Here is a 14804-nt window from a genome sequence, read left to right as displayed (position 1 = left end):
AGGTCAAGCCGGGGCCAGACAGCGAAAGCGCCGCCCCGGTGGCAATCCGGCAGAAGTTTCAGATCTGCATGAAAAGAAACTGAACGCCACGGCGCGCCATGTGTCCCAGAATCCTCATACTCGCCAACCCTGACAGGAGAACGCCATGATCGCGACACGAACCATGATCCGTAGCCGGACGCATCAACTGCTGTGGCTCGCCGTGGGCGGCGCCTTGCTCGCGGGTTGCGCGGCCCAGCCGGCAGAGCCGGCGGCGCCGGCACCGATGCCCGGCCCGCAGGGTTCGCGCGGCACGCCGGCGGGCTGTGCCGCCGACAAAATGGCCGACGAAGCGCTGGTCGGAAAGAGCGAGGCCGAAGCCATCGGCCTGCTGCAGGGTTGCGCCTGGCGCCTGGGCGAGCGCGACGGCGAACAGTTTCCCGGCACGATGGACTACAACCCGCAGCGCCGCACGCTCGGGATCAAGGCTGGCAAGGTGGTTTGGGTGCGCCGCGGCTGAGGCGTCTGGCAAAGCCGCGTTCGGAACCCTTCCTTGACGTGGCGCAATCAGCGCCTAACATGACAGAAATGTAATTTGACCGACTGAACAAGAATCAATATTGTTTGCCGCAGTCCGAAAATCCATAAACCGGGCGGCCCTGCGTGGCGGAGGCTGCCCAATCCATGCTGGGGAGCCATCCGCGTGAAGAACACTATCCGAACCCTGTTGCCGCGCGCCGCGGCGCTGGCCCTGCTGACGCTGCCGCTTGCCGCGGCGGCGCAGGAAAAGGTGCTCAACCTCTATACCGCGCGGCATTACCAGACGGACGAGGCGCTGTACGCCAACTTCACCAAGCAGACCGGCATCAAGATCAACCGCATCGAAGGCCAGGAAGACCCGCTGCTGGAGCGCATCCGTAATGAAGGCGCCAACAGCCCGGCGGACGTGTTCATCACGGTCGATATCGGCCGCCTGTGGCGCGCCCAGCAGGCGGGCGTGTTCGCGCCGGTCAAGTCGAAGGTGCTGGAGTCGCGTATCCCCGCCAACTACCGCGATCCCAATGGCGAGTGGTTCGGCTTCTCGGCGCGCGGCCGCGTGATCGCCTACAACAAGGCGGCGGTCAAGGCCGGCGATATCGCCAGCTATGAAGACCTGGCCGACCCGAAGTGGAAGGGCAAGGTCTGCACGCGTTCCAGCGGCCATGTCTACAACCTGTCGCTGGTGTCGAGCCTGATCGCCCATGACGGCGAAGCGCGCACCGAGCAGTGGGCGCGCGGCGTCGCCGCAAACCTGGCGCGCGTGCCCAAGGGCGGCGATACGGACCAGCTGAAGGCCGTGGCCGCCGGCGAATGCGACGTGGCCATCGCCAACACCTACTACATCGCGCGGCTGCTGAAGTCGACCAAGCCGGAAGACAAGGCCGTGGCCGACAAGCTGGGCGTGCTGTGGCCGAACCAGTCGAGCCAGGGCGTGCATATGAACGTGTCCGGCGGCGGCATGCTCAAGCACGCACCGAACAAGGAAGCGGCGGTCAAGTTCCTGGAGTACCTGGCCAGCGACGAAGCGCAGCGCTACTTTGCCGACGGCAACAACGAATGGCCGGTGGTGCAGGGCGTGAAGGTCAGCAACCCCGCGCTGGAAGCGCTGGGCTCGTTCAAGGCCGACAGCATCAACGTGGCCGAGCTGGGCAAGTTCCAGCCGCAGGCGCAGAAGCTGGTGGACCGCGCCGGCTACAAGTAAGCCGCGTGGCCTGCAGTCATGCGGTTCCTGCTACAGCAGGAACCGCTTGTTCCCCGTCACCTCGGCCGGCTTGACCTTGCGGAACGTCAGTTTCACGCTGCTGTTGAGCCGCCGCCCCGCCTGGCGCCGCACCAGCGCCCGGTGCATCAGGCTCTTGTGGCCGACCGTGCCTTCCGCATAGGGCTGGCCCGAAGCCACGCCCAATGCCATTGCCGCCAGCGCCTGGTTGCGCTCGGCCGCACTCTTTTCCAGCAGCTTGTCCAGCGCCATGCGCGCGCGCACCTGCGCGGCCAGCGCGGTGTCGCCGGGGTTGGCGCGGGCGCGCTCGGCGTCCCACGGCAGTTGCACCTTGCCGGCGAGGCGGCGCAGCGCGGCACGCAGTTCGGCGCCATCCATCCGGGTTTCCTGCACGATCCATACCGCTTCATGGCGTACCGCTGCTTCGGCATCGGCCATGCGGCGTACCAGCGCGGGTTGAAGCGTTGGGGACGAGAACTGGCGCGCGCGCCGGATCGCATTCAGCGCGATGCGGCGCACCTGCGGGTTGGCGTGATCCGACAGGTCGGCAGCGACGCGCGCGGCGGCATCGGCGGAGTCGATCATCTCGGCCAGCTGCCCGGCCAGCGAGATTTCTTCCACGCCGCTCAGCTTGTTGCGGCTGACCAGCCGGTTCATCTTGAACAGCAGGATGTGGTATCGCAGCATAGGCCCCCGTCGTGCGTTCTGGCGCGGCAGGCGTGCCGCGGTCTTGTCCCCGGGCGAGCGCCGGGCCATGAAACGCTATCGGCGGGGGGCGGCCGAACTTTAGGGCGAGGCGGGCAGGGGCCCGCGATAGCGGGCGATCAGCGTTGCGCCTCGCGCCGGATGGTGCGCGACAGCAGGATCACCGGCAACAGGCCGACCGCCACGATCACCAGCGAGGCGGTGGCGGCCTCGGTCAGGCGCTCGTCGGCGGCGAGGTTGTAGGCCTGCACCGCCAGCGTGTCGAAGTTGAACGGCCGCATCACGAAGGTGGCGGGCAGTTCCTTCATCACGTCGACAAAGACGATCAGCGCGGCGGTCAGCAGGCTGCCGCGCAGCATCGGGAAATGCACGCGACGCAGCGTGGCGCCTGGGCCGTGGCCCAGGCTGCGCGCGGCGGCGTCCATGCTGGGCGTGATCTTGCCCAGCCCGGCGTTGACGGTCTGCAGCGCCACGCCGAGAAAGCGCACCAGCAGCGCATAGACCAGCGCCGCGATGCCGCCGGTCAGCAGCAGCCCCACCGACAGCCCGAAGGTCTGCTGCAGCCAGGCCGACAGCGTATTGTCCAGCCGCGCCACCGGCACCAGCACGCCCACCGCGATCACCGAACCCGGCAGCGCATAGCCCATGCCGCACAGCCGCGTCAGCCCGCGCATCAGCCAGCCGCGCCGGCCGTTGACGGCGCGCGCCGCGTAGCCTACCGCCAGCGCCACCACCACCGCGGCCAGCGCGGTGGTGGTGGCCAGCAGGAAGCTGTTGCGCACCAGCCCGACAAAACGCGGGCCGAACTGGGCATCGCCCTCGGTAAAGGCCATCCGGAACAGCATCAGCGCCGGGATCATGAAGCCCAGCAGCACCGGCACCGCGCACACCGCCAGCGCCAGCCAGCCCGCCGCGCCGTCAAGCGTCCAGGCCGCGGCGCGGCGCTGGTTGCCGTAGACCTGCGCCCGGCCGCGGCTGGCGCGCTCCATCACGAGGATGGCGGCAACGAACAGCAGCATGCAGGCCGACAGCTGCGCCGCGGCGTTCTTGTCGCCGAGCGAGAACCAGGCGCGGTAGATGCCGGTGGAGAAGGTGGGGATGGCGAAATAGGCAACCGTGCCGAAGTCGGCCAGCGTCTCCATCATCGCCAGCGCGGTGCCGGCGACGATGCCGGGGCGCGCCAGCGGCAGCACCACGCGCCACAGCCGGCTCCAGGCGCCATGGCCGAGCAGGCGCGCCGCTTCGAGCGTGTTCTGGGTTTGCTGCAGGAAGGCCGCGCGCGCGGTCAGATAGACGTACGGGTACAGCACCAGCGAGAACAGCGCGATCGCGCCGCCCAGCGAGCGGATCTCGGGGAACCAGTATTCGCGCGCCTTCCAGCCGGTCAGCTCGCGCAGCCAGCCCTGCACCGGACCGGCGAACTGCAGGGCGTCGGTGTAGGCGTAGGCGATCACGTAGGCCGGCATCGCCATCGGCAGCACCAGCGCCCATTCCATCACCGCGTGTCCCGGGAAACGGTAAGTCGACACCAGCCACGCCGTGGTCACGCCCAGCAGCAGCACGCCCACGGCCACGCCGCACAGCAGCAGGATGGTGTTGCTGACGTATTCCGCCAGCACCGTGTCGATCAGGTGGCGCCAGGTGTCGCCGGCGGGCAGCAGCACGGCCGAGGCGATCACCAGCACCGGCACGGCGATCAGCAGCGCGATTGCGATCGTGGCCAGGGTCAGGGGATGGAAGCGGCGGCGGCTGGAAAGGAGCATCGGTTGATAAGGGAGCGGAATGCCGGGGAGCGGCGTGCGTGGCGCCAACGTGGCATGGCACTGCCGGCTGCCGCATTCTAGCAACGCGGAGAGGGCCCGGGCCGATGAACGGTCCCCGTGAGCGCCCGCCGCCTCCCTATAATGCGCACATGCGAACCGATTCCTATTCCCGATTACCCTCGGCCCAGGCGCGCACCCGGCCCGCCACCCGCGCCAGCGACGCCGATACTGCGGCTACTGCGGCCGTCATCGAGGTGGACCGTATCCGCCACGCCTTCGGCCGCCATGCGGTGGTCAAGGGCCTGTCGTTCGCGGTGCCGCGCGGCAATATCGCCTGCCTGCTCGGCCCCAGCGGCTGCGGCAAGACCACAGTGCTGCGCGCCATCGCCGGCTTCGAGCCGCTGCAGGACGGCCGCATTGTGCTGGACGGGCAGACCGTGTCGTCGTCCGGCTCGATGCTGGCGCCGGAGCAGCGCCGCATCGGCATGGTGTTCCAGGACTATGCGCTGTTCCCGCACCTGGACGTGGCGGCCAATGTGGGGTTCGGACTGGCGAAGGCGCGCCGCGCCGAACGCGCGGCGCGCGTGGACGAGGTGCTGGAGCTGGTCGGCCTGGCCGGCGCGGGCAGCAACTATCCGCATGAGCTCTCCGGCGGCCAGCAGCAGCGCGTGGCGCTGGCGCGCGCGCTGGCGCCGCGGCCGGAACTGCTGCTGCTCGACGAGCCGTTCTCCAACCTCGACGTCGACCTGCGCGAGCGCCTGAGCCTGGAGGTGCGCGCGATCCTGAAGGCGCAGGGCACCACTGCCATCCTGGTCACGCACGACCAGCACGAGGCCTTCGCCATGGCCGACGAGATCGGCGTGATGCATGACGGCGTGATCGAGCAGTGGGGCAGCGCGCACGACCTGTACCACCGCCCGGCGTCGCGCTTTGTCGCGGGCTTTATCGGGCAGGGCGTGCTGATGCCGGGGCACCTGCGCGGCGGCTCCGAGATCGACCTCGAACTGGGCCTGCTGCGCCCGGCCGCACCGCTGGCGCTGCCCGCCGGCGCCGCGGTCGACGTGCTGGTGCGCCCCGACGATATCGTCCACGACGACGCCAGCCCGATGCGCGCAGAGGTGGTTCACAAGGCCTTCCGCGGCGCGGAGATCCTGTACACGCTGCGGCTCGCCAGCGGCGGCCGGGTGCTGGCGCTGGTGCCGTCGCACCACAACCATGCGGTGGGCGAGCTGATCGGCATCCGCGTCGAGATCGAGGACGTGGTGGCGTTTGCCGCGTAGCAGGCACGGGAGCCCCGGGCGCCGATGGTCTACACTGTGGCGTTCTGTGTAATCAAGGCTTGATGACCGTGGCGGACACGCTGTTCGACGATACCCCCGACCGTTCCCGGCAACCGCTGGCAGAGCGCCTGCGCCCGCGCACCATCGACGAGGTGATCGGGCAGCAGCATCTGCTTGGGCCGGGCAAGCCGCTGCGCGTGGCATTCGAGTCGGGCGAACCGCATTCGATGATCCTGTGGGGCCCGCCGGGCGTGGGCAAGACCACGCTGGCGCGGCTGATGGCCGATGCCTTCGACGCCGAGTTCATCGCGCTGTCGGCGGTGCTGTCGGGCGTCAAGGACATCCGCGAGGCGGTCGAGCGCGCCGAGCAGTTCCGCGCGCATGGCCGGCCCACGCTGGTGTTCGTCGACGAGGTCCACCGCTTCAACAAGAGCCAGCAGGACGCCTTCCTGCCGCATGTGGAAAGCGGCCTCTTCACCTTTATCGGCGCCACCACCGAGAACCCTTCGTTCGAGGTCAATGGCGCCTTGCTGTCGCGCGCGGCGGTCTATGTGCTGAAGAGCCTGGACGATGCCGAGCTGACCCAGCTCGCCATGCGTGCGAGCGAGGAACTGGGCGGCGTGAGCTGGCAGGACGAGGCGCTGCAACTGATCGTCGCCTCCGCCGACGGCGACGGCCGCAAGCTGCTGAACAATATCGAGATCGTCGCGCGCGCCGCCCGCACCGCCGGTGCCGGCCAGATCGATACCGCGTTGCTGGGCAGCGCGCTGTCGGAAAACCTGCGCCGCTTCGACAAGGGCGGCGATGCCTTCTACGACCAGATCAGCGCGCTGCACAAGTCGGTGCGCGGCTCCGACCCCGATGCCGCGCTGTACTGGTTCTGCCGCATGATCGATGGCGGCGCCGATGCGCGCTACCTGGCGCGCCGCATCGTGCGCATGGCATGGGAAGACATCGGCCTGGCCGATCCCCGTGCGGCCCGCATCACGCTCGACGCGGCCGAGACCTACGAGCGCCTGGGCTCGCCCGAAGGCGAACTGGCGCTGGCGCAGGCGCTGATCTACCTGGCGGTGGCGCCCAAGTCCAACGCCGGCTACAACGCCTACAACGCGGCCCGCGCCTTCGTCGGCAAGGACAAGTCGCGCGCGGTGCCGGTGCACCTGCGCAACGCGCCGACCAGGCTGATGAAGGAGCTCGGCTACGGCCATGCCTACCGCTATGCGCATGACGAGCCCGAGGCCTACGCCGCCGGCGAGCACTACTTCCCCGACGACCTGAAGGCGCAGGGCTGGTACCAGCCGGTGCCGCGCGGGCTGGAAGGCAAGATCGCCGAGAAGCTGCGCCACCTGCGCGAGCTGGACGATGCCTGGCATCGCGAGCAGCGCGCCGCCAAGGCGAAGGATGGGGGCAAGGGCGGCAAATCCAGAGAGTAGGCGCGAGCAGCGACGCCATCCGCGCGCAGTTCGCTCGTGCCGGGCCATGCGGGTGCAGTAAAATGGCGGGTCCGCCGGCATGTCGCTGGCCCTGCACTTCACCAAAGCAACATGCTCGACATCCAGCTGTTCCGCAAAGACATCGACGCCGTGGCGCAACGCCTTGCCACGCGCGGCTATCAACTCGACGTGGCGGCGTTCCAGGCACTCGAGGCCGAACGCAAGCAACTGCAGACCCAGACCGAGGAACTGCAGGCGCGCCGCAACAGCCTGTCCAAGCAGATCGGCATGCTCAAGGGCAAGGGCGAGGACGCCTCGGCCGTGATGGCGGAAGTCGGCGGCATCGGCGACACGCTCAAGGCCTCGGCAGCGCGGCTCGACGAGATCCAGGCACACCTCTCGGAACTGATGCTGTCGATCCCCAACCTGCCGCACGAAAGCGTGCCGGTGGGCGATGACGAGACCCAGAACGTCGAGGTGCGCCGCGTGGGCGAGCCGCGCCAGTTCGACTTCGCCGTGCGCGACCACGTCGACGTGGGCGAGAAGCTGGGCCTGGACTTCGACACCGCGGTCAAGGTCACCGGTTCGCGCTTCTCGATGCTGCGCGGCGGCCTGGCGCGCATGAACCGCGCGCTGGTCCAGCTGATGCTCGACACCCATACGCAGGAGCACGGCTACACCGAGATGTACGTGCCGTACATGGTCAATGCCGCGTCGATGCGCGGCACCGGCCAGCTGCCCAAGTTCGAGGAAGACCTGTTCAAGGTGCCGCGCAAGGTCGGCAGCGAAGAGGGCGAGCGCATCGAGAATTTCTACCTGATCCCGACCGCCGAGGTGCCGCTGACCAATATCGTGCGCGACGCCATCGTTGCCGGCGAGAAGCTGCCGCTGCGCTTTGTCGCGCATACGCCGTGCTTCCGCTCGGAAGCGGGCTCGTACGGCAAGGACACGCGCGGCATGATCCGCCAGCACCAGTTCGACAAGGTGGAGCTGGTGCAGGTGGTGCCGGCCGCGCAGTCGTTCGAGGCGCTGGAACAACTGACCGGGCACGCCGAGGCGATCCTGAAGAAGCTGGAGCTGCCGTTCCGCACCATCGTGCTGTGCACCGGCGACATGGGCTTCGGCAGCACCAAGACCTATGACCTGGAAGTGTGGATCCCCGCGCAGAACACCTACCGCGAGATCAGCTCGTGCTCGAACATGGGCGACTTCCAGGCGCGCCGCATGCAGGCGCGCATGCGCGCGGGGCAGGGCAAGCCGGAGCTGCTGCACACGCTCAACGGCTCGGGCCTGGCGGTGGGCCGCACGCTGGTGGCGATCCTGGAGAACTACCAGAACGCCGACGGCTCGGTCACGGTGCCGGCCGCGCTGCAGCCGTATATGGGCGGCATCACGCGCCTGGAGCCCGAGGCATAAAAAATCCGTGGCCGGCCTCTTGCATCGGCCGGCAGGACATGGCTATAATCTCGGTTTCGCCACAAGGCAACAAGTTACCGGAGAGGTGGCAGAGTGGTCGAATGTACCTGACTCGAAATCAGGCGTACCGGCGACGGTACCGTGGGTTCGAATCCCACCCTCTCCGCCATTTATAAGAAGCTGTCCGGTTCGCCGGGCAAGCAACAACCTGTAGTTACACTCGGACCGACGTACTGTGAAAGCAGCCGTCGGTTTTGTTTTTTCCGCGGCCGGTTGCTGGTGCTGGCTGGCACTGCGCCGCGCTCAGTGCCAGCCGCTGGCGCGACGCAAGATGCCGGTGCACTATCATGGCGATCCGAAACGCAGGATGCCGCACCATGACACAGCCGCCCGCCAGCCACCCTCCCACCCAGGTCTTCCACGGCGATCCCGCCGAGCTGCCGGCCGATCCCGACCTGATCGCCGGCATGCCGTACCGCCACTACAAGGGCGGCGCGTATGCGGTGGTGGGCGTCGGCCGCTTCGAGGCCGACCTGGCGCCGGTGGTGGTCTACCGCGCGCTGCGCGATCCGTCATTGCTGTGGGTGCGCCGCGCCGATGTGTTCACCGAACCGGTCGCCACGCCGCAAGGCGAGATGCCGCGCTTCGCGCCCGACTGGCCCGCCGCGCTGGCCTGCCTCGATTTCCTGCCGCGCCAGACCGTGCTGGATGTGCTGGCGCTGCATGACACGCCGTACCGGCACTACCACGATCGCCGCCATATCCTCGAGATGTTCGATGCGGCCCATGCCCGCGGCATCGCGCTGGATCCGGCGCAAGCGCTGGCGGTGCTGTGCCATGACGCGGTTTACGTGGCAGGGTGCGAGCACAACGAGGCGGCGTCGGCCGCGTTGATCGAGACCGTGGCGCCCGACGTTGACCGCGCCGTGCGCGCACGTGCCGCGCAGATCGTGCTCGACACGCGCACGCATACCGCCAGCGTCGCCGGCGCCGACACCGTACTCGACCTGGACCTGCTCAGGCTCGCCGCCGCGCCCGACGTGTTCGATGTCCATAGCCGCGATGTTTTCGAAGAGAACCGCGCGTTGCTCGCAGCGCGCACCGGCCTGCAAGGCGACGCACTGCGCGCCGAATTCCTGCGCCGCCGCGCCGCCTTCCTCGGCAAGCTGGCGCAGCGCCAGCCACTGTTCCTGACGCCTCTCTTCGCCGATTGCGAAGCGCCGGCACGCGCCAATATCGCCCGCATCGTCAGCGCGGCAGGGGGTGCGCATGGTTGACGTGCCGGCGCGCGCCAGCGCCTTTGCCGAGGCATGGCTGACGCCGGGAACGGCGCTGGGGCTGCTGGCGCTGTTTGCGCTGGTCACGGTGTTGCTGCTGAGCCTGGTGCCGCTGCTGATGGCGATGCTGCGCCCCGTGGTGCGCTGGCTCGACCGGTGGCGCGTGTGGGGCGCCGGCGCCCTGTCGGCGCGCGTGGCCGCGCGGCAGCGGCGCGGCCGGCTGACCACGCTGACGCTGCGCGTGCTGGAGCGCGAGATCGCCGAGCTGTTGCTGGTGGTGCTGGCCGGCACCGTGCTGCTCGCGTGCGGTGGCGCGTTGTTCTGGCTCGCCGGTGCCGTGGCCGAAGGCGAGGAAGTGGTGCATATCGACCAGATGGTGTTCGCGCAGCTGCGCGCATGGCGCACCGACTGGCTCGATATCGCGATGGTCGCCGTGACCGAGCTCGGCGGTGCGCGCATCTCGGTGGCCGTCGGCGTGGCGGTCTTTGCCTGGCTATGGTGGCGGCGCGCCTGGACCGCGGCGCTGTACTGGGGGGCCGCGCTGCTGGGGGCGCGTGCCTGCGTGATGGCGCTGAAGCTGGGCATGGCGCGCGTGCGGCCGGCCAGCATCTACACCGGGCTGGAGTCGTATTCCTTCCCCAGCGGCCACGCCACCAGCAGCATGGTCACCTTTGGCTTCCTGGCGTTCCTGATGTGCCTGCGCCAGCCGTGGCGGGTGCGCATCCCGGTGCTGGCGCTGACCGTGGTGGCGGTGGCGGCGATCGGCGTGTCGCGCTTGTACCTGGGTATGCACTGGCTGTCGGATGTGGCCGCCGGCTATGCGCTGGGGCTGGCGTGGATCGCGCTGCTTGGCACGGCATACCGCACGCTGCATGCGCCGGCGTCGGCGAAGGTGGTGGCGCCGTGGCGGCTCGGGATGGTGGCCGCGGCCGCGGTGGCGATCTCGGGCAGCTATGTCGCGTGGTTCCGGATGCCGGATACGCTCGAACGTTACCGCCAGGCGCAGCCTGCTACGCCAGCGGCGCTGGCGCTGCGGCTTCCGTCGTCTCCGGCAGGCGCGACACCAGCAACTGGTCGATCTTGTGATGGTCGATGTCCAGCACTTCGAAGCGATAGCCCGCCACGGTGATCGACTCGGATTTCTTGGGGATGCGCTTAAGCGCATAGATCACCAGCCCGCCCGCGGTATCGACATAGTCTTCGCCCGGCAGGTTATCGAGTTCCAGCGCCTTCTTCAGGTCCACCAGCGGCGTCAGGCCGTCGACCAGCCATGAGCTGTCGTCGCGCCGCACGATCTGCTCGTCCTCGCTGGAATAGAGGATGTCTCCCATCAGCGCGCCGACGATATCGTCCAGCGTGACGATGCCCACCACCAGCCCGTACTCGTTCATCACCACCGCAAAGTTCTGGTGCATCTCGCGAAAGCGCGTCAGCGCCTCGGACAGGGTCAGCGTGTCGGGGATCACCAGCACGTTCTTGTCGTGGTGCTGGCCGATATTGTTGATCACGGTGGCGCTCTCGTCGGCCAGCAACCGCTGCAGGATGTCCTTGGAATCGATATAGCCCTGCACGTCGTCCAGGTCGTGCCCGCACACCGGATATTGCGCGTGCGGCTGGTTGACCAGCTTGCGGCGCACACTGTCGGCGGGCTCGTCCAGGCTCAGGTAGACCACGTCGTCGCGCGGCGTCATGATCGCGGTGATGCCCTTGAAATCGAGTTCGAACACGTTCTCGATCAGGTGCAGCTCATGCTTGTGCAGCACCCCGGCTTCGGCGCCGGCATCGACCATCGCGGCGATATCCTCGGTGGTGATCTGGTCAACCGGCTTGGTCGGCAGGCGCAGCAGCCTCAGCGTGGCATCGGCGGCGGCGTTGAAGATCCACACCAGCGGCTTGAGCACGCGCAGCAGCGTCAGCATCGGGTCGATCACCGCCAGCGCGCATCGCTCAGGGAACGTCATGGCGATGCGCTTGGGAATCAGGTCGGCAAACTGGATAAACAGCAGCGTGACGATCAGGAACGAGCCGATATTGGCGGTGCGCTGCGCGTAGGCCACCTGCATATACGGCGACAGCGTTTCCACCAGCAGGTCCGACACGTGCTTCTCGCCCAGGATACCGGCCAGGATGGCCACGCTGTTGACGCCGATCTGCACGATGGTGAAGAAATTCCCTGGCTCTTCCTTGAGCAGCAGCACGCGCGCGGCGCGGCCGTCGCCGCGTTCGGACAGCACTTGCAGCTTGGTGCGGCGTGCGGCGGTCAGCGCGATCTCGGAGATCGAGAAGAAGGCGCTGACAAGTACGAGAGCGATCAGGGTCAGGACGAACATAGGCGGATTGGCGCTTGCAGCCAGCGTGTGCAGGCGGTTTGATGATGGTGCACCGCGCGCCGGGCTGTCAAATTGGCGGTCAGGGCGGCTGTCGGATTGGCTGTCAGGCGGGCTGCGATGTGCGGCTCCTGGTGGCGTCGAAGCTGGCCACAGGCACTTCCAGCCGCTGCGGCAGCGTCGCGGCGAGCTCCTGCGCGGCCAGTGCGAACTGCTCGCGCAGATCGTCGGCCAGCGTGGAACCGGCGCGGTGGCTGGCGCGCAAGAGCTGGATCTCGAACGGCAGCACCGGCGCCACATCGTGCAGCGCCACGCGTTCCGGGCTGGCGCTGAGCGCGGTGTACTGGTCCAGCAGCGTCATGCCGAGCCCCGCATCGACCAGGGCCAGCGCCAGCGAGTAGGTCTGCACCTCCAGCGTCGAGCGCGGTTCCAGCGCATGCCGGGCCAGGGTCTGGCGCACCAGCAGGCCGAGCGAGCTGTTGTCGTCATAGCCGATAAACGGGCGCTCCATCAGCCGCTGCATCGGCACCAGGCGGCGCCGGCCGGCAGCCGGAAGCGGCTGGCCGCGCGGCACCGCCAGCAGCATGCGGCCGCTGGCGACGGGCTCGCTGGAAATCGCCTCATGGCGCGGCGGGGAAAAGGCGAAGCCCAGGTCGATCTGATTGGCCAGCAGCGCACCGACGATCTCGTCGGTATGGTGGGTCAGCACCTGCACCTGGGTATCGGGGTGGCGCGCGCAGAAGCGCCGCACCGCCGGCACCAGCAGCGGGTTGGCCAGGCTGGGCGTGGCCGCTACGCGCAGCCGCCCGGCGCCCTTGTGGCGCAGGCTTTCGGAGACGCGGCGCACGCGCTCGATCTCGCCATATAGCCTTTCGACATCGCCATACAGCGCAGTGGCTTCCGGCGTGGCCTGCAGCCGGCCGCGCACGCGTTCGAACAGCCGGAAGCCGAGCGAGGCCTCGGCATGCTGCAGCACGCGCGTGACCACCGGCTGGGACACGTGCAGCAGGCGCGCGGCCTCGCTGACGGTGCCGGTCAGCATCACGGCACGGAAGACTTCGATCTGGCGCAAGCGCATGGGTTAGCGGTGTCGAAAAAGGCGATCCATAGCCTGATGACATATTCTGGCACGTATTCGCATTAGGCAAGCCGGCGCCGCTGTTCTACGCTCTGGCCCATCGGATTCAATGCACAGGGATGGCAATGCGGGTAGTGATCGTGGGCGCCGGGGTGGTCGGCATGACGACGGCGTGGCGCCTGGCTGAGGACGGCCACCACGTGACGGTGCTGGAGCGTCACAACGGGCCGGGGGAGGAGACCAGCTTTGCCAACGGCGGGCAGCTCAGCTACAGCTATGTGGCGCCGCTGGCCGGGCCGGGGGTGATGTCCAAGGTGCCGGGCTGGCTGCTGCGGCGCGATTCGCCGATGCGCTTCCGGCCCGCGGCCGACCCGGCGCAGTGGCGCTGGCTGATGGCCTTCATGGGTGCCTGCAACGCCGCCACCAGCGAGGCCACCACGCGCAAGCTGCTGCGGCTGGGGTTCTATTCGCGCGACCTGATGCAGGCCTTTGTCGAACAGCATCATCATGACAACGGCGGCGCCGGCTTTGATTTTGCGCGGCGCGGCAAGCTGGTGGTGCACCGCGATGCCGAAGCGTTTGCCTCGGCGTGCCGGCTGCTCGATTATCAGGCCAGCCTCGGCTGCGAGCAGCAGGCGCTGGACCGCGACGCCTGCGTAGCGCTGGAGCCGGCGCTGGCCGGCATCCGCAATGAGATAGCCGGCGCGATCCATACGCCGAGCGAGGAGGTCGGCGACTGCCATCGCTTCTGCGTATCACTGGCACGGTTGCTGCAAGACGATGTGCGGCGGCCGGGCGTATCGATGCGCTTCGGCACCGTCGTGCAGGGGCTGGTGCAGCAGGGCGGCCGCGTCACCGGCGTGCGCACCGCCACCGGCGTGGTGCCGGCCGACGTGGTGGTGGTGGCGGGCGGCATCGGCAGCGTACCGCTGCTGCGGCCGCTGGGCGTGCGGCCGATGCTGTGGCCGCTGAAGGGCTACAGCATCACCGTCCCGATCGCCAGCGGCGCGCGCGCGCCGCATGTCAGCGTGACCGATTTCGCCAACAAGATCGTCTATGCCCGCATCGGCAACACACTGCGCGTGGCGGGCATGGCCGACCTGGTGCGCGGCGGCACCCGCATCGATCCGGAGCGGGTCGGCACACTGGTGGCGCAGACGCGTGCGCTGTTCGACGGCATCGTGCCGGACCTGCCGCTGTCGCAACTGCAGCCGTGGGCCGGCCTGCGCCCGGCCACGCCGGACGGCGTGCCGTTGATCGGGCCGTCGCGCGTGTCCGGGCTGTGGCTGAACCTTGGCCACGGTGCGCTGGGCTTTACGCTGGCGATGGGCAGCGCAGGATTGCTTGCCGACCGGCTCGCAGGGCGGCGCCCGGCCATCGACGCCAGGGATTTCGACGCCGAGCAGGCCTAGCGCGGCCGGCATGCTTTAAATGCAATGGTTTAAGCAGTACCCGTGAGTTCGCAATACCCGTAGCAGTCCACGAAACGAGCCTCAATGACCAAGCCCCACTACAAGGAGCGCGACATGAAATCACTGCCCACCCGCCGATCCGCCCCCCGGCCGCGGGGGGGGCCCCCCCCCCGGGGGGGGGGGGGCGGGGGGGGGGGGGCCCGCCCCCCCCCCCCCCCGCGGGGGGGGGGGGGGGGGGGGGCCGGCGGCGGGGGGGGGGGGGGGGGGGGGGGGGGGCCCGCCCCCCCGGGGGGGGGGGGGGGGGGGGGCGGGGGGGGGGGGGGGGGGGGGGGGGGGGGGGGGGGGGGGGGGGGGGGGGGGGCGGGGGGGGGGCGG

Annotated in this window: 12 protein-coding genes and 1 tRNA gene; 9 read left to right on the top strand and 4 right to left on the bottom strand. The window is 69.0% G+C overall.

The genetic code is table 11. From position 1 onward, the window contains the following. Positions 1-145: 145 nt before the first annotated feature. A complete protein-coding gene (locus AB1I47_RS23940) occupies positions 146-499 on the top strand; it encodes a hypothetical protein (RefSeq protein WP_354686203.1) in 354 nt (117 codons plus the stop codon). A gap of 183 nt (positions 500-682) precedes the next feature. Further along, on the top strand, positions 683-1720 hold the full coding sequence (locus tag AB1I47_RS23935) for a Fe(3+) ABC transporter substrate-binding protein (protein WP_354686202.1): 1038 nt from the start codon (positions 683-685) through the stop codon (positions 1718-1720). Positions 1721-1750: 30 nt separating this feature from the next. Here the strand turns inward: AB1I47_RS23935 and AB1I47_RS23930 are convergent, their stop codons facing one another. Next, the gene (locus tag AB1I47_RS23930) at positions 1751-2425 is read right to left on the bottom strand and encodes a hypothetical protein (RefSeq protein WP_354686201.1); all 675 of its coding nucleotides are present in this window, start codon (positions 2423-2425) and stop codon (positions 1751-1753) included. A gap of 137 nt (positions 2426-2562) precedes the next feature. Then, positions 2563-4206: an ABC transporter permease gene (locus AB1I47_RS23925; RefSeq protein WP_354686200.1), complete on the bottom strand. Its 1644-nt coding sequence runs from the start codon at positions 4204-4206 to the stop codon at positions 2563-2565. Positions 4207-4355: 149 nt separating this feature from the next. On the opposite strand from AB1I47_RS23925, the gene AB1I47_RS23920 reads away from it, so the two are divergent. The 6 genes from AB1I47_RS23920 to AB1I47_RS23895 all read left to right on the top strand — a co-directional run bounded on the left by AB1I47_RS23920 (position 4356) and on the right by AB1I47_RS23895 (position 10741). Then, positions 4356-5486: an ABC transporter ATP-binding protein gene (locus tag AB1I47_RS23920; protein ID WP_354686199.1), complete on the top strand. Its 1131-nt coding sequence runs from the start codon at positions 4356-4358 to the stop codon at positions 5484-5486. Positions 5487-5554: 68 nt separating this feature from the next. Then, on the top strand, positions 5555-6919 hold the full coding sequence (locus AB1I47_RS23915) for a replication-associated recombination protein A (protein ID WP_354686231.1): 1365 nt from the start codon (positions 5555-5557) through the stop codon (positions 6917-6919). A 111-nt stretch (positions 6920-7030) separates the two neighbouring features. Beyond that, positions 7031-8335, top strand: coding sequence for a serine--tRNA ligase (serS, locus tag AB1I47_RS23910; RefSeq protein WP_354686198.1), 1305 nt, complete (start codon positions 7031-7033; stop codon positions 8333-8335). Positions 8336-8414: 79 nt separating this feature from the next. After that, positions 8415-8504 (top strand) — tRNA-Ser (locus AB1I47_RS23905). A gap of 178 nt (positions 8505-8682) precedes the next feature. Continuing rightward, the gene (locus tag AB1I47_RS23900; protein WP_354686197.1) at positions 8683-9612 is read left to right on the top strand and encodes a DUF1653 domain-containing protein; all 930 of its coding nucleotides are present in this window, start codon (positions 8683-8685) and stop codon (positions 9610-9612) included. Further along, complete coding sequence (locus AB1I47_RS23895) at positions 9605-10741, top strand: phosphatase PAP2 family protein (RefSeq protein ID WP_354686196.1); 1137 nt, start codon at positions 9605-9607, stop codon at positions 10739-10741. Before AB1I47_RS23900 ends, AB1I47_RS23895 begins: the two co-directional genes overlap by 8 nt. Here the strand turns inward: AB1I47_RS23895 and paeA are convergent. Together paeA and AB1I47_RS23885 are read right to left on the bottom strand one after the other, a co-directional pair. After that, complete coding sequence (paeA, locus tag AB1I47_RS23890) at positions 10623-11942, bottom strand: polyamine export protein PaeA (protein ID WP_354686195.1); 1320 nt, start codon at positions 11940-11942, stop codon at positions 10623-10625. The genes AB1I47_RS23895 and paeA overlap by 119 nt on opposite strands. A gap of 103 nt (positions 11943-12045) precedes the next feature. Continuing rightward, positions 12046-13017, bottom strand: a complete 972-nt coding sequence (locus AB1I47_RS23885; RefSeq protein WP_354686194.1) for a LysR family transcriptional regulator — start codon at positions 13015-13017, stop codon at positions 12046-12048. Between the two features lie 125 nt (positions 13018-13142). Here AB1I47_RS23885 and AB1I47_RS23880 point away from each other — a divergent pair, with 125 nt between their 5' ends. Beyond that, positions 13143-14429, top strand: coding sequence for a D-amino acid dehydrogenase (locus tag AB1I47_RS23880; protein WP_354686193.1), 1287 nt, complete (start codon positions 13143-13145; stop codon positions 14427-14429). The last annotated feature ends 375 nt before the right edge of the window (positions 14430-14804 follow it).

This window comes from Cupriavidus necator (assembly GCF_040578825.1).
In the GTDB taxonomy this organism is placed as follows: Bacteria; Pseudomonadota; Gammaproteobacteria; order Burkholderiales; family Burkholderiaceae; genus Cupriavidus; species Cupriavidus necator_E.
Note: the sequence above shows the minus strand (reverse complement) of the source record. Positions and strands in the feature narration are given on the sequence as shown.